General features: G+C 73.1%; 14 protein-coding genes. 6 read left to right on the top strand and 8 right to left on the bottom strand.

Translation table 11 applies throughout. The features are described from left to right. Positions 1 to 34 precede the first annotated feature (34 nt). Complete coding sequence (locus K1J57_RS15910; protein WP_220565224.1) at positions 35 to 1,546, bottom strand: class I adenylate-forming enzyme family protein; 1,512 nt, start codon at positions 1,544 to 1,546, stop codon at positions 35 to 37. A 69-nt stretch (positions 1,547 to 1,615) separates the two neighbouring features. Beyond that, positions 1,616 to 2,890, bottom strand: a complete 1,275-nt coding sequence (locus tag K1J57_RS15905; RefSeq protein ID WP_220565223.1) for a phenylacetate--CoA ligase family protein — start codon at positions 2,888 to 2,890, stop codon at positions 1,616 to 1,618. A gap of 189 nt (positions 2,891 to 3,079) precedes the next feature. Here K1J57_RS15905 and K1J57_RS15900 point away from each other — a divergent pair, with 189 nt between their 5' ends. The 6 genes from K1J57_RS15900 (at position 3,080) to K1J57_RS15875 (ending at position 9,865) form a co-directional block, all read left to right on the top strand. Further along, positions 3,080 to 4,390 (top strand): pyridoxal-phosphate dependent enzyme, encoded by a 1,311-nt coding sequence (locus K1J57_RS15900; RefSeq protein ID WP_220565222.1) that lies wholly within the window; start codon positions 3,080 to 3,082, stop codon positions 4,388 to 4,390. Further along, a complete protein-coding gene (locus K1J57_RS15895; protein WP_220565221.1) occupies positions 4,383 to 5,480 on the top strand; it encodes an FAD-binding oxidoreductase in 1,098 nt (365 codons plus the stop codon). Before K1J57_RS15900 ends, K1J57_RS15895 begins: the two co-directional genes overlap by 8 nt. A gap of 18 nt (positions 5,481 to 5,498) precedes the next feature. Further along, on the top strand, positions 5,499 to 6,797 hold the full coding sequence (locus tag K1J57_RS15890) for an aspartate aminotransferase family protein (RefSeq protein WP_220565220.1): 1,299 nt from the start codon (positions 5,499 to 5,501) through the stop codon (positions 6,795 to 6,797). After that, positions 6,794 to 7,612 carry a class I SAM-dependent methyltransferase gene (locus tag K1J57_RS15885; RefSeq protein WP_220565219.1) on the top strand — a complete coding sequence of 273 codons (819 nt, stop codon included), beginning with the start codon at positions 6,794 to 6,796 and terminating at the stop codon, positions 7,610 to 7,612. The genes K1J57_RS15890 and K1J57_RS15885 overlap by 4 nt, the downstream gene beginning before the upstream one ends. 145 nt (positions 7,613 to 7,757) lie before the next feature. Further along, a complete protein-coding gene (locus K1J57_RS15880; RefSeq protein WP_220565218.1) occupies positions 7,758 to 8,951 on the top strand; it encodes an NAD(P)/FAD-dependent oxidoreductase in 1,194 nt (397 codons plus the stop codon). Between the two features lie 5 nt (positions 8,952 to 8,956). Further along, complete coding sequence (locus tag K1J57_RS15875) at positions 8,957 to 9,865, top strand: RNA polymerase sigma-70 factor (protein ID WP_255647082.1); 909 nt, start codon at positions 8,957 to 8,959, stop codon at positions 9,863 to 9,865. Positions 9,866 to 10,016: 151 nt separating this feature from the next. Here K1J57_RS15875 and K1J57_RS15870 read toward each other — a convergent pair whose 3' ends face one another. From K1J57_RS15870 to dxr, 6 genes are all read right to left on the bottom strand, one after another. Then, a complete protein-coding gene (locus tag K1J57_RS15870) occupies positions 10,017 to 11,732 on the bottom strand; it encodes an NAD(P)/FAD-dependent oxidoreductase (protein WP_220565216.1) in 1,716 nt (571 codons plus the stop codon). Positions 11,733 to 11,791: 59 nt separating this feature from the next. Beyond that, positions 11,792 to 12,616, bottom strand: coding sequence for a carbon-nitrogen hydrolase family protein (locus K1J57_RS15865; RefSeq protein WP_220565215.1), 825 nt, complete (start codon positions 12,614 to 12,616; stop codon positions 11,792 to 11,794). A 292-nt stretch (positions 12,617 to 12,908) separates the two neighbouring features. After that, entirely contained in the window at positions 12,909 to 14,393 is a 1,485-nt protein-coding gene (locus tag K1J57_RS15860) for an amino acid permease (protein WP_220565214.1), read from the bottom strand. Between the two features lie 460 nt (positions 14,394 to 14,853). Continuing rightward, positions 14,854 to 16,014: a flavodoxin-dependent (E)-4-hydroxy-3-methylbut-2-enyl-diphosphate synthase gene (ispG, locus tag K1J57_RS15855; RefSeq protein WP_220565213.1), complete on the bottom strand. Its 1,161-nt coding sequence runs from the start codon at positions 16,012 to 16,014 to the stop codon at positions 14,854 to 14,856. Positions 16,015 to 16,340: 326 nt separating this feature from the next. Further along, the gene (locus tag K1J57_RS15850) at positions 16,341 to 17,702 is read right to left on the bottom strand and encodes an RIP metalloprotease (protein ID WP_220565212.1); all 1,362 of its coding nucleotides are present in this window, start codon (positions 17,700 to 17,702) and stop codon (positions 16,341 to 16,343) included. Between the two features lie 21 nt (positions 17,703 to 17,723). Then, positions 17,724 to 18,971 (bottom strand): 1-deoxy-D-xylulose-5-phosphate reductoisomerase, encoded by a 1,248-nt coding sequence (gene dxr, locus K1J57_RS15845; protein ID WP_220565211.1) that lies wholly within the window; start codon positions 18,969 to 18,971, stop codon positions 17,724 to 17,726. Positions 18,972 to 19,119: the final 148 nt, after the last annotated feature.

Raw genomic sequence — 19,119 nt, 5'->3', positions numbered from 1 at the left:
GGCCGGTCCACACCTTCTCAGCGAGCCCCTCCCCTCAGCGGGTCCGGGCCATCGCCCCCGCACGCAGGGTGTCCCAGCACGGCTCATGGGCGTACGTCAACGGGATCCGGGACACGAACCGGAACGACGACGGCACATGGCTCTCAGGCAACCTTGCGGCCACCAGCGCCCTCAGTTCGTCCTCCCCAACGTCCCCCTCACTCTCCCCCCGCAGGACCACGGCCGTGTGCAGGCTCGCTCCCCCCTCCCCCGGCACGTCGAACGTGACCGAGTCCTCCACCGCCGGGTGCTCCTGGAGGAGCGCGTCCACCTCGGCCGAATAAACAACTTCTCCCCCGATCACCATGGCGTCGGTCGAGCGCCCCAGCAGGGTCAGGAACCCCTCCCCGTTCAAGAACCCGACATCACCGGTGTCCAGCCACCCCTCACGCAGCACCCGCGCGGTGTCCTCCGGCATGTCCAGGTACTCGTCCATCAGGAAGGGGGTGCGCACCCACACCCGCCCGCGCTCACCGGCGGCCAGATCCGCGCCCCCCTCGTCGCGGATCCGGACCTGCGCCCCCGGGATGGGCCTCCCGCACCCGTACGACGCCGCGGGCCCGGTCCTCGCATAGTCCTCCGGCTCCAGCCAGCAGATGTGCCCCGCCTCCGTCTGCCCGTAGGTGGCGTGCACGATCGGCCCGAACCGTTCCACCGCCCGGCGCAGCAGCGCCGGGCTGGCCGCGGCCGTCGCGGTGACGACACAGCGCAGGGACGACAGGTCCGCCCCCGCCGTCTCAGGCAGGTCCAGCAGCAGGCGCAGCTGGTGCGGGGCGAGGAGCAGATGGGTGATCCCTCTCCCCCGGATGACGGCCAGCACCTCGGACGGGTCGAACACCGGGAGCGTGACGAGCTCCGCGCCACAGGTCACGGCCACGTCGCCCAGGGTCCTCCCCAGCCCGGTGAGGCGCTCCGTCTTGAGCACGCGCCGCGGCCCCGTCCCGTCCTGCCCCAGGTGGTGCGCCCACGGCGACCGGGTGTGGACCGGCGCCCGGTACCGGCGCAGAACGGGCTTGGCGCGGCCCGTGGTCCCGCCGGTCAGGGAGATGCGACTGGGGTCCCCGCTCCGGAACCGCGGGGCGAGCGGCCGGGCCGAGCACCTCTCGGCCGCGGCGAACAGGTCCTCGCCCGACGGCGAGGGCGCCAGTGTCAGCACCCGGACCCCCGGCCCCTCGACCGCCGACGCGTCGGCCGCGTCGGGGTCCACGACCACGAGGTCCGCCCGGCACCGCTGAACCAGGGCGGCCTGGTCGCGCGCGGGCATCGCGACGGGGATCTCCACCTGTGCCCCGCCGGTGACCTGGGCGGCGAGGGACACCAGGTACATCCGGGCGCTGATGGGGCCGACCAGGGCCACGACCCGCCCCGGGCCGTGGCCGTACTCCGCCAGGGCCCGGGCGACCCGGTACACGGTGTCCAGAGCCTCTCCCGCCGTGAGCGTGTCCCGGGGGTCGTGCAGGGCCTGCCGGTCCCGCGCGGCGGCCAGGGCCTCCAGTACAGGGGTCATCTTCTCGTCCTCTCCGACTTCTCGCTGCTCGCTCGTCGCTTGTCGCCGCTCGCCACCCTCGGCGAGCGGTCAGGGGGCCGCCGGGGCCGGGTAGGCGAGCCCCGTGTCCTCCTCGGCGGCCGAGAGGTAGCGGGGCTTGGCGACGTGCGAGGCGCGGGTCAGCTCCTCGAGGGAAACCAGGGTCCCCAGGGGCACGGCCTCGACCCGGCACCCCGGCCCGAAGGCCGCGTCCAGGCCCCCGGTCAGCGCGGCGACCGCCTCGGCGGCGTCCGGCTCCGGAACCTCGACGCGCACGTGCAGGCGCCCCGCGTGCGTCCGCGCCCGCCACATGAGCACCCCCAGGCGGGCGGGCAGGCCGAACACGACCTCCTCCACCTGCGAGCCGAACACGGTCCGGCCGCCCACCTCGACCCCCTGGTCCCAGCGCCCCAGCACCCGGATCCGGGGCAGCGCCCACCCGCACGGGCACTCCCCGTAGGACAGCTCCACCGCGTCGCCGGTGTCGTAGCGCACCAGCGGCATGGCCTCGCGGTACAGCGTGGTCACGACCAGGCGGCCGCTCCCCTCCCGGGAGGTGCGCCCCGTGGCGGGGTCGAGCACCTCGGGCAGGTAGCGGTCCGCCCACAGGTGCAGGGTGCCCTCGGGGCACTCGCCCGCCAGGCTGGAGCCGCACTCGGAGTTGCCGTAGCTGACGACGACGTCGCAGCCCCACAGCTCGCCGATCCGGTTCCTGCGGGCGTCGCTCAGCGGCTCACCGGTGGCGAGCAGGGCACGCAGGTGGGGGGCGTGCTCGCGGGGGGTCCCGCCCGTCTCGCGCGCACAGGCGGCCCACAGCAGCGGCTCGGTCGGCAGCGCGGCGGCGACGGTCACCTCCAAGTCGCACAGCAGCCCGAGCACCCGGCGGTAGGTCATCGCGGTCGAGCGCGCGTCCGCCGGGACCACCATCGCCCCCGCCGCCCTGGCCGCACCGTGGACCTGGTGGCCGATGGTGACCATCGCGTAGGGCACCCGGACCAGCACGGTGTCGTCCGGCCCCAGGGACGTCCGCCCCCGGCGGAAGCGGTCGAGCATCTCCTCCCAGTCCGCCTCCGTGTGGAACGACGCCGTGGTCCGGCCCGCCGACGTGCCGCTGGACTCGTGGTAGGAGACCACCCTCCGGCGCGGGACGGCGAGCATGCCGAAGGGGTAGCCCGCCCGCAGGTCGTCCTTGGTGGTCAGGGGCAGCACGGCCAGGTCGTCGGGGCCCGTGCGGGACACCCGGCCCTCCAGGCGGGGCCGGTAGAAGTCGCTGCGGGACGCCCTGGCCAGCGCCTCGGGCAGCCGGTCCTCCCAGACCTTCCGCAAGCCGTCGAAACCAGACCATTCTCCAGGGGAGAGAAAATCAACCGACATACCGAATTAGCCATCTCTCTTCCGATTTTCCGGCCCGCCCGGGCTCGGAAATAAAAATTTCCAGAAAGGTGGTTCCCCCGGCGGCAGGCGGGGAAACAATGCACTCGGCATGCCCGCCCGACCCTCGATCGAAAGGGACCCATGAGCCCGGCCCTGCGCTACGAGACGCTGATGGAGCGCGCGCCCGCGACGCCCGGCGGATTCACACTGATGTGCGTACTGTGCGGAGACCCGTCCCCCGATGAGGCGGCCCATCGCTGTCCGACCTGCGACGGGGCGATCGACGCCGTCCACGACCTGGCGTCGGTGTCCACTGCCGAGGGCCCTCCCCAAAAAGGAGAAAACCCCCTCCAGAGGTATTTCGACCTCCTGCCCGTCCGCGACCGGAATTCCCTCAAATGGCTCGGCGAGGGCAGCACCCCCTGCTTCACCGCGGAGAAACTGGGCGAACGAATAGGGATGTCCAGAATCGCACTGAAGAACGAGAGCGAGAACCCCACCCGGAGCACCAAGGACCGCATCGCCTCCGTCGGCCTTTCCAGGCTCGCCGAACTCGGCGTGCGGCGGTTCGTCATGGCGTCCACGGGCAACAGCTCCACGGCCTACGCCCACGGCGTGCAGTCCCTGGAGGGGGTCGAACTCGCCCTGTTCTGCGGCCGGCGCTTCCGGCACCGGCTCAACTACCCCGACCACCCCTCGGTCACCACCTACCTGGTCGACGGCGACTTCGTCGAGGCCGGCCGGGCCGCCCGGCGCTTCGCCCTGCGGACCGGCGCGTTCACCGAGGGCGGGTTCTTCAACGTCGCCCGCAGGGAGGGCCTGAAACTGGCCTACCTGGAGGCCTTCGACCAGATGGACGCCGAGCCCGACCACGTGTTCCAGGCCGTCAGCAGCGGCATGGGCCTCCTGGGCGCCTACAAGGGCGCCCTGGAGTACCGGCTGCTGGGGCGGCTCTCCCGCGTGCCGAGGTTCACGGCGGTGCAGCAGGCCGGATGCGCCCCCATGGCCCGGGCCTACGCGGAGGGGGCCGAGTCCATCGCCCCGCGGCACATCGTGCACGACCCGAAGGGGCCGGCCGAGGCCATCCTGCGCGGCGACCCCACCCGCACCTACCCCTACATCCGCGAGGTCTGCCGGAGCAGCGGCGGCCGGATCACCTCCGTGAGCGAGGCCGAGATCAACGCGGCCCGCGACCTGCTGGAGGAGACCGAGGGCCTGCGCGTGTGCCACGCGAGCGCGACCGCCCTCGCCGGCGCGGTGAAGATGCGCCGGGAGGGGGAGATCGCCGCGGACGACGTGGTCCTGGTCAACCTCACCGGCGGCGACCGCACCGGCTGGGCGACGCCCGAGCGGGTCCGGAACGTGCCCGCGGACTGGCCCCAGGGCCCGGTGTCCTGGGAGGACGCCCCCGTGCCCGTAGCGTCGGCCGGAACGGAGCGGGCGCATGTGTGACGTTGTGGTCGTCGGCGCGGGGATCGTCGGCGCCTCGGTGGCCTGGAACCTCACGCTGGCGGGGGCGCGCGTGCGGGTGCTGGAGGCCGCGCCCGCACCCGCGACGGCGGCCAGCGCCGCCTCGTTCTCGCGTGCCACCGCTTTCGGCAAGCCGCCCCGGGCCTACTTCGACCTGAACCACGCGGGCCTGCGCGAACTCCACCGGATCGGCGCCCAGGGGGCGCCCGGGTTCCACCCCTGCCCGACCCTGCTCTGGGCGCGGGACCCCGACCGCCTGGACGCCGACCTGGCCCGGGCACGGCAGTGGGGCTACGCGGCGGAGGAGGTCGCACCGGACGCGCCCGCCGTCCCGCGCGGTGTCGACCGCGCCGCCCTGTCCCCCCGTGTCGTGCGGCTGCCCGACGAGGGCTGGGTCGACCTGCCGGCCATGGCCGGGTGGATGGTCGACCGGGCCCGGCGGGAGGGGGCCGAGGTCCGGTTCGGGGCCCGCGTCGAACGGATCCTCACCGACGCCGCGGGCGCGGTGTGCGGCGTCGCTCTGGCCGGCGGCGGCCGGGTGGACGCCAGGACGGTGGTCAACGCGGCGGGCGCGGGGGCCGAGGAGGTCGCCGGCCTCGTCGGCGGCCCCCTGGCCCTGGCCCCCACCCCGGGGCTGCTGGCGGACCTGCCCCTGCCCGGCGGCGTGGACGCCATGCTGCTCGGCCCGGACGTCAGCGTCCGGCCCGCCGGCCCCGACGGCGTGCGGGTCCGCTCGGACGGGGTCGACGCCCGGCTGGCCGGGCCGTCCGGGGAACCGCTCGACTCCCCCGTCCGGGACCTGATCGAGCGGGCGGGCCGCGTCCTGCCCGGCCTGCGCGGCACCCGGCCCACCGCGGTCCGCGTCGGCATCAGGGCCTTCCCGGCGGACGGGGGCTCCAGCGTGGGCTTCCTGGACGCCGTGCCCGGCTACTACGAGGCCGTCACGCACAGCGGTGCCACGCTCGGGGCGCTCCTGGGCCGCCTGGTCGCGGACGAGATCTCCTCGGGAGGGCGCCCGGACCTGCTCACCCCCTTCTCCCCCGACCGGTTCCACTCCATGGCGACACCTTGACCACGTGAAAGGACCATGATGACCACCATCGACGGCCCCAGGACGGGACTGTCCAACCAGGCCGCCTACGCCGACCTCCACGGGTTCGTGGCGGGCGGCGTCAGCAGCAACATGCGGGCCCGCGGGATCATCGAGCCGATCGTCGTGGACTCGGCCTCCGGCTGCCGGGTCCGCGACATCGAGGGCAACGAGCTCATCGACGTCAACATGGGCTACGGCCCCCACCTGTTCGGCTACGCCGACCCGGACGTGACCGCGCAGATCGCCGCCCAGTTCGGCCGCGGGCACATGACCGGGCTGCCGCACCGGATCGACCGGGAGGCGGCGGGGCTGGTGGCGGAGCTGGTGCCCGGCGTCGAACGGCTCCGGTTCGCCAACTCCGGCACCGAGGCGCTGATGTCGGCGGTGCGCCTCGCGCGCGCGGTCACCGGCCGGACCCTCGTGCTGACCTTCGAGGGCCACTACCACGGCTGGAGCGAGACGCTCCTGCGATCGCGCGGGGGCGACGGCCGCCGACCCGCCCCGGGGGCCGCGGGGATGATCCCGGAGGCGATGGAGCACACCCTCCAGGTCCCCTGGAACGACGCGGCGGCGGTGGAGAAGGTGTTCGCCGACCACGGGGCCGAACTGGCCGCGGTGATGTGCGAGCCGGTCCTGGCCAACGACGGCGTGGTCGTGCCCGACGCCGGCTTCCTGGAGCTGCTGCGCCGCCTGACCGGCGAGCACGGCGCGCTGCTGGTCTTCGACGAGGTGATCACCGGCTTCCGGGTCGCCCGGGGCGGCGGCCAGGAGCTGTACGGCGTCGTGCCCGACCTGACCGTGGTGTCCAAGGCGATGGGCGGCGGGTTCCCCGTCGCGGCCTTCGGAGGGTCGCGCGAGGTGATGGAGCCGCTGGCCCGGTACGAGGCGTTCCACGCCGGGGTCTACTCGGGCAACCACGCGGCCCTGCGGGCGGTGGCCGCGACGCTGGCCAAGATCCGGGCGGCGGGGGCGCTGTACACCGAGCTGGACGGGATCGGCGCCCACGCCGAGGCGCGGGTGCGCGAGGCCGTCGACGGCGCCGGGCGCACCGCACGGATCGGCCGGGTCGGCTCGATGATGTCGGTGGCGCTCACCGACCCCGCGACCGGCGAGGTGGACGAGGCCGGGCACCGGCTGCTGCAGACGGCCTGCCAGCGCCGGGGCGTGTACTTCCACCCCGTGCCCGCCGAGCCCTGGTTCCTGAGCACAGCGCACACCAGGCAGGACATCGACACGGTCGCCGAGACGATCTCGGAGGCGCTGGCCGAGACGGCGCGAGGGGAGCGGCGCCGATGACGACCTCGGCGTGGGCCGCCCTGTACGACAGGTGCGCCGACGGATACGACCCGCACGTCGGCCACTTCGCCGTACTGGGGCGCCGCCTGGTCGACCTGGTCGACCCCCTGCCGGGGGAGCGCGTCCTCGACGTGGCCGCGGGCCGCGGAGCGTGCCTGTTCCCGGCGGCCGAGCGGGTGGGCCCGGCGGGTGCCGTGCACGGGGTGGACCTGTCCGAGGGCATGGTCCGACAGCTCGCCGCCGACATCGCCGGGCGGGGCACGGCGAACGCCACGGCGGCCCGGATGGACGCCCAGGCGCTCACCGTCGCCGAAGGCTCCTACGACAGGGTGCTGTGCGCGTTCGCGCTGTTCCTCATGCCCGACCCGGGGTCCGCGGCGCGCGGCTTCCTGCGCGCGCTGCGCCCCGGCGGACGGTGCGGGGTCTCCGTTCCGGTGGAGCAGCTCATGCCGGGGGACCGCGCGGCCATGTCGGACCTGTTCCGGTCCGTCGCGCTGCGCGCCGGTCCGGCGGCCGCGCGCAGGCCGGACTTCGGCATGAACGCCGGGGGGCTGCTCGCCGAGGCGGGGTTCACCGGCGTGCGGGTGGTGGAGGAGGAGTCGGCGTTCGTCTTCGCCGACACCGCCGCCTGGTGGGAGTGGACCTGGACCACCGGTTTCCGGGCCTTCTACGAGCGGCTGCCGGCCGACCTGCTGGAGGAGTTCCGGGAGAGGGCCTTCGCCCTGCTCGAACCCGCGGTGACCCGGGAGGGCCTGCCCGCGACGGCCCGCACCCGCTTCGCCGTGGGCACACGTCCCGGCGGCCCCGGGATGTGAGTCCGGGCCCGGCGGGGCGGGGGCGGCGTGGCGCCGCCCCCGCCCCGCCTTTTCCGGTCCGGTGCCGCGGATCCCCCGGCGCGGTGTCACAGACCGCGGGCCGCCGGTGTCCTGTGGTCGACCCGCTGAAAACGGAGGAGACACCATGACCGCGAACACCCGAGTCGTCGTCATCGGCGGCGGATACTCCGGCGTCCTCGCCGCCAACCGCCTCACCCGGCGCACCGACCTCGCCGTCACCCTGGTCAACCCGCGCCCCGCCTTCGTCGACCGCATCCGCCTGCACCAGCTGGCCGCCGACACCCACGGGGCCGTCGTCGACTACGCCGACGTGCTCGCCCCCGCCGTCGGGCTGGTGGTCGACACGGCCACGCGGATCGACGCGGCCGCGCGCACCGTCGAACTGGCCGCAGGGGATCCGCTCCACTACGACCACCTCGTCTACGCCGTCGGCAGCTCCAGCGCGGTATCCGGCGTCCCCGGCGCCGCCGAGTTCGCGCACCCCCTCGCCAGTCTGGAGGAGGCCCGCGCCCTGAAGCGGGTCCTGGACGCGGCCCCGGCGGCGGCGCCCGTCACCGTGGTCGGCGGCGGCCCCACGGGGATCGAGGTCGCCGCCGAGCTGGCCGAGGCCACCGTGCACCCCGTCACCCTGGCCTGCGGCGGCCTGCTCGGCCCCTACCTGCACCCGCGCGGCCGCCGTTCGGTCGCCCGGCGCCTCGCGGCCCTGGGCGTCACCGTCCTCGACGGCCCCGGCTCCCGGGTGACCGCCGTGGCCGACGCCTCCGTCCGCCTCGCCGACGGCCGGGAACTGCCCAGCGCGGTCACCGTGTGGGCCGTCGGCTTCTCCGTCCCGCGCCTGGCCCGCGACAGCGGCCTGAGCACCGACGCCGAGGGCCGCCTGCTCACCGACGAGACCTACACCAGCCTCGACAGCCCGCACATCGTCGCCACCGGCGACGCCGCCGCGCCGTCGGGCCTCCCCGTCCGGATGAGCTGCCAGGCGGCCGTCCAGTCCGGCCCGCAGGCCGCCGACACGGTACTCGCCCGGATCGAGGGGCGGGCGCCCGAGCCCCTGACCGTCATGTTCGCCGCCCAGTGCATCAGCCTCGGCCGCCGTAACGGTATCTTCCAGATCGCCCACCGCAACGACATCGCCCGCGGAGCCCACATCTCCGGCCGGGCCGGTGGGAGGATCAAGGAGTTCATCTGCCGGGGCATCGTCGGGCAGCTGTCCGACGAGGCGAGCAGGCCCGGCGGGCGCCGGGTGCGGTTCGGGGACGGCGGCCACCGCGAGCGCCTGCTCCGGCAGCGCTCCGCCACCGAGTCCGTGAAGGGATGAGGACCGTGGAGGACACCGGGCGGGAGCGGCGGGCCGATCCGGCGACGGAGGACTTCGTCTCCCACCGCAACCTGCTGTTCACGGTCGCCTACGAGATGCTCGGCTCCGCCGCCGACGCCGAGGACGTCCTCCAGGAGACCTGGCTGCGCTGGGCCGAGGTCGACCGGGAGCAGGTCCGCGAACCGCGCGCCTATCTGGTCCGGATCACCACCCGCCAGGCACTGAACCGCCTGCGCACGCTCAAGCGCCGCCGCGAGTCCTACGTCGGCAACTGGCTGCCCGAACCCCTCCTCACCTCGCCCGACGTGGCCGAGGACGTCGAGCTCGCCGAGAGCGTGTCGATGGCGCTCATGCTGGTCCTGGAGACGCTGTCGCCCACCGAGCGCGCCGTGTTCGTGCTGCGGGAGGCCTTCGGCCTCGGCTACGACGAGATCGCGGCGGCCGTGGGGAAGACGTCGGCGGCGGTCCGCCAGATCTCCCACCGGGCCCGGCGCCACGTGGACGCCCGCCGCCCGCGCGAGACGGTCGCGCCCGACCAGGGCCGGGCGGTGCTGGACTCGTTCCGGCGCGCCTTCGAGACCGGGGACCTCCAGGGCCTGATGGACGTGCTCGCCCCCGATGTCGTCCTCGTGGGCGACGGCGGCGGCATCAAGCGGGCCGTGCCGAACGCGATCGTCGGCGCCGACCGGGTGGTCCGGGCGACCATGGGGGGCCTGCGCAAGGTCGGCTCGGCGGTCACCGGCAGGGCCACGATGGTCAACGGCCACCCCGCGCTGGCCATCCACCTGGACGGCGAGTTCGACGGGATCATGGCGGCCCGCGTCGAGGGCGGCCTGATCACCGGCCTGTACTACGTCCGCAATCCGGAGAAGCTCACCCGTCTGGACTCCGAGACCCCGCTCACCCTGCGCTGAGCGGCCGGGTCCGGGCATGAGGACACCCCGGGGCCATCCCCATAGCCCCGGGGTGCACGTTCCCATCGGCTCGCGACGGACCGGTGCGCGGGCGCGCGGGGTTCGCGGTTCCGCGCGCCCACCGGTCCTGTCGCAGAGGTCTCCCCTGACCTCAGCCTTCGGGCAGGGCCACCGGCGCGAGTTCGTCGAACTCGTCGCCCGGGCCCGGGTTCGTCGGGTCGGTGGCGCCACCGAGGTGGTGCATCACCCCCCACACGGCGTTGAGCGCCGTCTGCACCGCGCCCTCGGCCCAGCCGGCCGTCCAGGACACGTCGTCGCCGGCCAGGAACAGGCCGCGGTACTCCTCCGACAGCGAGTCCTGCGCGAAGTGCGTGAACAGGCGGCGCTGGTACCGGTAGTGCCCCGGCAGGTTGGCCTTGAAGGCGCCCATGAAGTAGGGCTCGTCCTCCCACGACACCGTGACCGGGTCGCCGGTGATGTGGGAGCGGACGTCCACGCCCGGGTACACCTTGGCGAGCGAGGCCAGCATGACCTCCAGGCGCTCGTTCGGGGACAGCGGCAGCCACTTCAGCGAGTCGTCGCACCAGGTGTACGACATGCAGATGGCGGCGGGCCCGTCGGGGTCCGGCCCCTCCAGCAGGTAGGTGCCGCGGGTCATCCGGTCGGTGAGCGTCATGCTCATGACGTCGCGCCCGGTCTCGGGGTCCTTGTCCTTCCAGAACGGCCGGTCCACCGGCACGAACAGCTTGGAGGACTCCATGTAGTGGGTGCGCTCGATCGCGGTCCAGTGGTCGATCGGCAGCAGCGACTCGTCGCAGTCGACCTTGGACAGCATCATCCAGCTCTGCGCGGTGAACACCGCCGCGGCGTAGGTGCGGGTGGAGCCCGACGCGTCCGTCACGGTGATGTTGCCCGCCGCCGAGCCCTTCGCCGCGGTGCGGCGAAGGGCCGTGACGGCCGGGCGCGGACCGTCCGCGTGCAGCTTCGCCAGAGTCGTGCCCTGCGCCCAGTGGACGAGCTTGTCCGGGGCGTCCTCCCAGAGCCGTTGGGGAAGCTGCTGGACACCGCCGATGATGCCCATGTGGTCGTCGTCCGCGCCCGTGTAGGTGACCCGGAGGATCTCCAGGATGGAGTTCGGGAAGTCGGTGTCCCAGCCACCGGTGCCGAATCCCACTTGTCCGAAGATCTCACGGTGGCGGAAGGAAGCGAAAGCCGGAGAATCACACAAAAATCCGTAGAAGGTCTGGTTGTCGAGCTTCTCCACGAGCTCGTTCCAGATCTCCTTCTGGGTCGCGACGTCGCGCTCGCGGATGGCGCGCTGCATCCGGGAGTGCTGCGCCCCGTCCTCCAGGGTCCGCTCCCAGGCGCGGGCGACCTCGCGGTACACCTCAGGGAGGTCGGCCAGGGTGGTCGCGTAGTGCGACTCGCCCTTGAGGTCGACGACGGTGCTGGGGGTGGTGGGGGCGAGCGGGTTGGGGAACGGCTCGGTGCGCAGCCCGACCCGGTCCACGTAGTGCCAGAACGCCGTGGAGGAGGGCGGGAAGCGCATCGCCCCCATCTCGGCGACGACCTCTTCCTCGTCGACGCCGGGGAAGCGCTCGGTGCGCAGGCGGCCGCCGATCCGGTCGGCCTCGTACACGACCGGCCGCAGCCCCATCTTCATGAGCTCGTAGGCGGTGACGATGCCCGACAGGCCGCCGCCGATGACCGCCACCTCGGTCCCGAGCCGCTCCGCCGGGATCTGCCCGAGCCCGGCGGGGTGCTCGAGGTACCGGTCGTAGGCGAACGGGAAGTCCGGTCCGCACATGTTCAGCGGCGGGTCCTGCACCGGGCCGGTGCCGGCGGCCGTGGGCACGGCAGACGTCATGAATCCCCTCCAGGGTCGGTGTGGCGGTGGTGGCGGTGCGGCCGGGAATGGCCGTGGGTCTAGCGGGCGCGGGCCCGGTCGCGGCTCAGGGAGCCGTACAGCCCCGGCCTGCGGTCGTCCAGGTAGGACTGCCCCTCGCGGGCGCGGGCGATGGCGCCGAGGTCGACGTCGCCGACGAGCAGCTCCTCGTCGGCCCCGGCGCGCAGGGTCTCGGTGCCGTCGGGGGCGACGAGGGCGCTGCGGCCCGCGTAGCGCAGGTCGCCCTCGGTGTCGCAGCGGTTCACGTACGCCAGGTGGATCTGGTTCTCCAGCGCCCGTACCGGGACGATGCGGTCGGGCACGTCGGTGTAGGGCAGCATGAGGGCGGTCGGCACCACGAGCAGCTCGGTCCCGGCCAGCGCGTGGGCGCGCACGGGCTCGGGGAACTCGACGTCGTAGCAGACCAGCAGCCCCAGGCGGACGCCGTTCAGGTCGGCCTGGACCACCGGGGTGTCCCCGGGGGCGAAGGCGCCGCGGTCGAGGTCGCCGAACAGGTGGGTCTTGCGGTAGGCGGCCAGCCGGACGCCGTCCGGGCCGGTGAGCAGGACGGTGTTGTACACCGCGTCCCCGTCCCGCTCCGGGAAGCCGTGGACGATCGCGACACCGGTGTCGGCGGCGATCCGCGCGACCTGGGCGGACAGCCGTCCGTCGACGGGCTCGGCCAGGCGGGCGACGTCCGCGCCGATGTTGTAGCCGGTCAGCGACATCTCGGGGCCGATCAGCAGGTCGGCGCCCGCGTCGGCGGCGGCGCGCGCCCGGTCTGAGAGGCGGGCCAGGGCATCGGCGGGGTCGCCGCTGCGGCCGGTGCCCTGGTCCAGGGCCACGCGCAGGGTCCGCCGTGCCATCCGCTCCTCCGTCCCTCGGGTCTGGTGTCCGCGGCGCCGTCGCCGCGGGGTCGGGGGTCTCATCGCCGCTGGTGGGGCGGCTGCGAGGCCGGGTCCACTCTAGGCGGCGGCACCCGTCCGAAGTGTGCGTCGCACATCAGATGCTTTGCGTATTTTCGACGCATTGATGGGTTTCTTTGCGCCTGTGTGCACATATGCACCGAACACGTGCGTCGGCCCCGGCGGCGCCCTCCCCTGGAACACGGCGGAGGGGGCCGGGAATCCCGACCCCCTCCGTGGGCTCCGTCTCAGCTCAGGAGCGGACCTCGACGGTGTCCTCGGCCTCCAGCGCGGAGCGCTTCATGCTGTAGCCGAAGTAGACCACCAGGCCGACGGCCAGCCACGCGCCGAACGCGATCCACACGCTCGCGCCCATGCTGGCCACCATGTAGGCGCAGGCCAGGACGCCCAGGACCGGGGTGACCGGAGCGCCCGGCACCCGGAAGGCGCGGGGCAGGTCGGGGCGGGTCCGGCGCAGCACCAGCACGGCCACGTTCACCAGGGCGAACGCAAACAGGGTGCCGATGGCGGTGGCGTCGGCGAGCGGGCCCAGCGGGATGAACGCGGCCAGGACGGCGATCAGCACCGAGGTGATGACGGTGTTCAGGCGCGGGGTGCCCTTGGCGTCGACCTTGGAGAACGCCTTGGGGATCAGGCCGTCGCGCGACATCACGAAGAGGATGCGGGTCTGGCTGTAGAGGACCACCAGGACGACGCTGGCCAGGGCCAGGACGGCGCCCGCGGCGAAGATGACGGCCCAGATCGGGGTACCGGTGACCCTGGTCAGGATGCCGGCCAGCGAGGTCTCACCGTCGACGAAGTCCGTCCAGTTCAGCGCGCCGACCGCGGCGAAGGCCACCAGGCAGTAGATGGCGGTCACCAGGATCATCGAGAACATGATCGCGCGGGGCAGGTCGCGCTGCGGGTTCTTGGCCTCCTCGCTGGCGGTGGAGACCGAGTCGAACCCGATGTAGGAGAAGAACAGGGTGGCGCCCGCGGCGCTGACGCCCGCCATGCCCATGGGCATGAAGGGGGCGAAGTTGCCGTCCTGGACGGCGGTGACGGCGATGGCCACGAACATCACCAGGATGCCGATCTTGATGGTGACCATCACGGCGTTGACGCGGCTGCTCTCGCGCACCCCGGCGAGCAGGGCGAACATCGACAGCAGGACGACGATGGCGGCCGGGAGGTTGACCAGCCCGCCCTCCATCGGGCCGGCCAGGACGGCGGGCGGCAGGGAGAGGCCGGTGGTCAAATGCAGCAGCTCGTTGATGTACTGCCCCCAGCCCACGCCGACGGCGGCCACGGAGACGCCGTAGGTGAGCATCAGGCACCAGCCGCAGATCCACGCCATGAACTCGCCGATGGTGGCGTAGCTGTAGGAGTAGGCCGAGCCGGAGGCCGGGATCATGCCCGCCATCTCGGCGTAGGCCAGGGCGGAGAAGAGGGCGGTGACGCCCGCCAGCACGAACGAGATCATGACGGCCGGCCCGGCGACGGGCACGGCCTCGCCCAGGACCACGAAGATGCCGGTGCCCAGGGTCGCGCCGATGCCGATCATGGACAGCTGCCAGAAGCCCATGTGCCGCCGCAGGCCGGCGCCCGCGGCACCCTCGGTCTCGGCGACGAGCTTCTCCACCGGCTTGCGCCTGGTCAGGCGCTCCCGAAGCGCGGGCGCACCGCCCGGGCGCGCGGGCACCCCGGGGGCGTCCGCGGGGGTCTTCTGGTCGACCACGTGTCACTCCTCGTTTCATGCGCGGGCACACCGCTCCCCGGACGCGGGCACGCTGAGGCGCCCCGGGTGGGGTGCGGTGTGGGGGGACGGGCGCTCCCCTGTCCGTTAACGGAGGGAAAATGCCCTCAGCAACGGTAACCGCGTTACCTGGGTAACATGACCCACATTCATTGCGTCTATCCGGAATGCGCGCGCGGAACATGCGTCCCAGCGCAAGAAAACGCACATCGACGTGATGGATGCCACACTAAATCACGCTGTGTGATGACACACGGGTGACCTGCACGTATACGGGAAACTCCCCTTCCCGAACGGTCCCGCCGCCCGGCGCCGCCCCACCCCGGGGCCCTCTCCCCACCCGGTCGACGCGCGCCGGACCGGCACCTGCTGGGCTCCCCCGGACGGGGAACACGAACGGCCGCGCCCCGACTGGGGCGCGGCCGTGGTGTGGATGCGGGTGTCAGCCCGCGACGGCGACGGTGGGCTCGCCCGGCTCGACCCCGGCCTCGCCCATCTCCTCGGCGATCCGCATGGCCTCCTCGATCAGCGTCTCCACGATCTTGGACTCCGGCACCGTCTTGATCACCTCGCCCTTGACGAAGATCTGCCCCTTGCCGTTGCCCGAGGCCACACCCAGATCCGCCTCACGCGCCTCGCCCGGACCGTTGACCACACACCCCATCACCGCCACCCGCAGCGGCACCTCCAGGCCCTCCAGCCCGGCGGTGACCTCCTCCGCCAGCGTGTACACGTCCACCTGGGCGCGCCCGCAACTGGGGCAGGAGACGATCTCCAGGCCCCGCTCGCGCAGGCCCAGCGACTCCAGGATCTGCGTGCCGACCTTGACCTCCTCCGCCGGCGGCGCCGACAGCGAGACGCGGATGGTGTCGCCGATGCCCTCCGCGAGCAGGGCGCCGAAGGCCACCGCGGACTTGATGGTGCCCTGGAAGGCGGGGCCGGCCTCGGTCACCCCCAGGTGCAGCGGGTAGTCGCAGGCCGAGGCGAGCTGGCGGTAGGCGTTGACCATGACGACCGGGTCGTTGTGCTTGACCGAGATCTTGATGTCGCGGAAGCCGTGCTCCTCGAACAGGGAGCACTCCCACAGCGCGGACTCCACCAGCGCCTCGGGGGTGGCCTTGCCGTACTTGGCGAGCAGCCGCTTGTCCAGGGACCCGGCGTTGACGCCGATGCGGATCGGCACCCCCGCGTCCCCGGCGGCCTTGGCGATCTCGGCGACCTTGTCGTCGAACTTCTTGATGTTGCCCGGGTTGACGCGCACCGCCGCGCAGCCGGCGTCGATGGCCTGGAACACGTACTTGGGCTGGAAGTGGATGTCGGCGATCACCGGGATCTGCGACTTCTTCGCGATGATCGGCAGGGCGTCGGCGTCGTCGTTGGTGGGCACCGCGACCCGGACGATCTGGCAGCCCGAGGCGGTCAGCTCCGCGATCTGCTGCAGGGTCGCGTTGATGTCGGAGGTGCGGGTGGTGGTCATGGACTGCACGGACACCGGCGCGTCCCCGCCCACGGGGACGTTGCCGACCATGATCTGCCGGGTCTTGCGCCGGGTCGCCAGCGGGCGCGGCGGGGTGGCGGGAATGCCGAGATCGACGGTCGTCACGCTTGATTCACCTCGTCTGCCGCCGGAGGGAGGGGCGGCACTTGGAATTTCGTCCGGTTCACAGAGAAGGCGCCCGGCGCGCTGCGCGGAGCCACGACCGGGGAATCGACGCCTGTGCGGGGCGGCCGTGCGGGACGTGCCGCCGTTCCCGGATCGCGCACCCAGGTTACCCGCACCCCGGGGGGTGCCTCGCATCACACGGAACCCCCGCATCGGGGCGGATCCCCGCAGACCGGGCGGGGTCCGGCCGAAGGCGGCCGAGCCCGGCCCGGATGCGCGCGGCGGGTGCCCGGGCCGGCCGCGGTCCGCGGCCGGCCCGGGCCCGGTCAGCCGAACAGGCGGACCGGGTTGAACAGGTCGGCGATCAGCAGCACCACGCTGAACGCCAGGAAGCAGGCCACCACGATGTAGGCGACCGGTGTCAGCATGGCCACGTCCACCGGGGCCGGCTCCGGCCTGCGGGTGAGCCTGGCCCAGCCGCGCTTGATCCACTCCCAGATGGCCCCCGCCATGTGCCCGCCGTCCAGCGGCAGGATCGGGAGCATGTTGAAGGCGAACAGGAAGAGGTTCACGCCCGCCAGCATCTGGATCATGATCGAGGCGGTGTCGGCGATGGGCAGCCCCTGGGCCATGATCTCGCCGCCGATGCGGGAGATGCCGACGATGCCCACCGGCGAGTCCGCGGTGCGCTCCTCGCCGAGGAAGGCGGCGGCGAACACCCCGGGGATCTTCGACGGCAGCGCGATGAGCGCCTCGCCGACGCCGATCATCATGTTGCCCATCTCCCCGGCCGACTCGGCGAGGGTGAGCGGGGCGCGCTCGGTGGCGAAGATGATGCCCAGGAACCCGACCGTCTCCATCTTGTAGACGGGGAAGCCCTGCTCGTCGGTGATCTCGTCGCCGTCGGCGTCGGTCTCGTAGATGAACTCGCCCTCGGCGTCGCGGGCCGGGAGCTCGTTCTCGATGATGTCGACGGTGAGCGGGAGCCGCTCCCCGTCGCGCTCCACCACGATCTCGGTGGGCCCCAGGGAGGAGCGGATGAGCTGGTTGGCGTCGTTCCACTCGGGGGTGGGCTGTCCGTCGACCTCGACGATGACGTCGCCGGGCCGCAGGCCCGCCTCGTTGGCGGGGGTTGGCGGCAGCCCCTCGCAGGAGTCGACCCGGCTCTCGGCCTCGGCGGAGACCACGCACTCGTTGACCACCGCGATCTGGGTGGTCTGCTGCGGGACGCCGATGCCCATGAAGAGGACGCCGAGCAGGATGGCCGCCAGGACGACGTTCATCCCGGGCCCGGCGAACATGACGATGAGGCGCTTCCAGGGCGCGCGCTGGTAGAACTGCCGGTCCTGGTCCTGCGGCCCCAGCTCCACGTAGGAGGCCTCGCGGGCGTCCTCCGCCATGGCGCGCCAGCGGGAGAGCTTGCGGCCGCTGTCGTCGGCGGTCTTCCGCGCCGGAGGCATCATCCCGACCATGCGGACGTAGCCGCCCAGGGGGACGGCCTTGACCCCGTACTCGGTCTCACCGCGGCGGAACGACCACAGGGTCTTGCCGAACCCGACCATGTACTCGGTGCACTTGATGCCGAACAGCTTGGCGGTGCCCAGGTGGCCGAGTTCGTGCCAGGCGATCGAGAACAGCAGCCCCAGAACGAACAGGACGATCCCGACCACGGTCAGCAGCAGGACCATGCATCTCTCCCTACACCGGTGTCAGGCCCGGCGTGCGACCAGTTCGCGCGCTCGGATACGGGCCCATCCGTCAGCGGCGTACACGTCGTCGAGGGTGAGGCCCCCTGGTCGCTGGGACGCCTCACCGGGGCGTTCCGTTCGCTGATGCTCAGAGACTACCCGCGCGACGGTGTCCAGGATCGCCGGAAACGCGAGGTTTCCAGCGAGGAAGGCGTCGACGGCCTCCTCGTTGGCGGCGTTGTACACGGCCGGGGCGGTGCCGCCCGCCTCGCCGACCTCGCAGGCCAGCCGGACGGCGGGGAAGGCCTCGTGGTCCAGGGGCTCGAAGGTCCAGGTCTGGGCCCTGGTCCAGTCCATGCCGGGCGCGGCGTCGGGGACGCGGTCGGGGGCGCTCATGCCGTAGGCGATGGGGATCATCATGCTGGGCGGGCTGGCCTTGGCGATGGTGGACCCGTCCACGTACTCGACCATCGAGTGGACGATCGACTGCGGGTGCACGACGACGTCGATGCGGTCGAAGGGGATGTCGAACAGCAGGTTGGCCTCGATCACCTCCAGGCCCTTGTTGAGCAGGGTCGCGGAGTTGACGGTGATGACCGGGCCCATGCTCCAGGTGGGGTGGGCGAGCGCCTCGGCGGGGGTGACGCCCTCCAGCTCCTCGCGGCGGCGGCCGCGGAAGGGGCCGCCGCTGGCGGTGACGACCAGGCGGCGCACCTCGTCGCGGCGGGCGGTGACGTGCCCCTGGGCGAGGCTGCGCAGCTCCTCGTCGGGCAGGTGGGGGAAGCACTGGGCGATGGCGAAGTGCTCGGAGTCGACCGGGACGATCTGGCCGGGCCGGGCCAGGTCGCGGACCAGCGGCCCGCCGATGATGAGGGACTCCTTGTTGGCCAGCGCCAGGGTGCTCCCGGCGCGCAGCGCGGCCAGCGTGGACTCCAGGCCCAGGGCGCCGGTGATGCCGTTGAGGACGGTGTCGCAGGGCTCGGCGGCGAGCTCGGCGACGCCCTCGGGGCCGGCGAGCACGGTGGCGGTGGAGCCGTGCCCGGCCAGGGCGCGGCGCAGTTCGTCGGCCTTGGCGGGGTCGGCGACGGCCACCCGTGGGACGCCGAACTCGGCGGCCTGCTTGGCGAGCAGGTCCACCCGGCCGCCCCCGGCGGCCAGGCCGACGACGCGGAAGCGGTCGGGGTTGCGGTGGACGAGGTCCAGGGCCTGGGTGCCGATCGAGCCGGTGGAGCCGAGGAGGACTACGGTTCGCTGCTGTTCTTGTCGCACGTCCCCATTGTCGCCCAAGCGGGGCACCGCCGCCGGGGCCTGTGGACGAACTGTCAGGTCCGCGGGACCGGACGCGGGAGCCGACCCGCGGGTCGAGGGGAAGCGCGGTGTCACGGGGGCTTTACAAGCGGCGCCAGCTGTCCTAACT

Source organism: Nocardiopsis sp. MT53, from assembly GCF_019598965.1.
Lineage (GTDB): Bacteria > Actinomycetota > Actinomycetes > Streptosporangiales > Streptosporangiaceae > Nocardiopsis > Nocardiopsis changdeensis.
The sequence above is the reverse complement of the archived record's forward strand: the minus strand, read 5'-3'. Positions and strand labels throughout refer to the sequence as shown.

Coding starts and splice junctions, on each gene's coding strand:
- K1J57_RS15910 (WP_220565224.1), bottom strand. CDS start 1,546: ATGACCCCTGTACTGGAGGCCCTGGCCGCCGCGCGGGACCGGCAGGCC.
- K1J57_RS15900 (WP_220565222.1), top strand. CDS start 3,080: ATGAGCCCGGCCCTGCGCTACGAGACGCTGATGGAGCGCGCGCCCGCG.
- K1J57_RS15895 (WP_220565221.1), top strand. CDS start 4,383: ATGTGTGACGTTGTGGTCGTCGGCGCGGGGATCGTCGGCGCCTCGGTG.
- K1J57_RS15890 (WP_220565220.1), top strand. CDS start 5,499: ATGACCACCATCGACGGCCCCAGGACGGGACTGTCCAACCAGGCCGCC.
- K1J57_RS15885 (WP_220565219.1), top strand. CDS start 6,794: ATGACGACCTCGGCGTGGGCCGCCCTGTACGACAGGTGCGCCGACGGA.
- K1J57_RS15880 (WP_220565218.1), top strand. CDS start 7,758: ATGACCGCGAACACCCGAGTCGTCGTCATCGGCGGCGGATACTCCGGC.
- K1J57_RS15870 (WP_220565216.1), bottom strand. CDS start 11,732: ATGACGTCTGCCGTGCCCACGGCCGCCGGCACCGGCCCGGTGCAGGAC.
- K1J57_RS15865 (WP_220565215.1), bottom strand. CDS start 12,616: ATGGCACGGCGGACCCTGCGCGTGGCCCTGGACCAGGGCACCGGCCGC.
- K1J57_RS15850 (WP_220565212.1), bottom strand. CDS start 17,702: ATGGTCCTGCTGCTGACCGTGGTCGGGATCGTCCTGTTCGTTCTGGGG.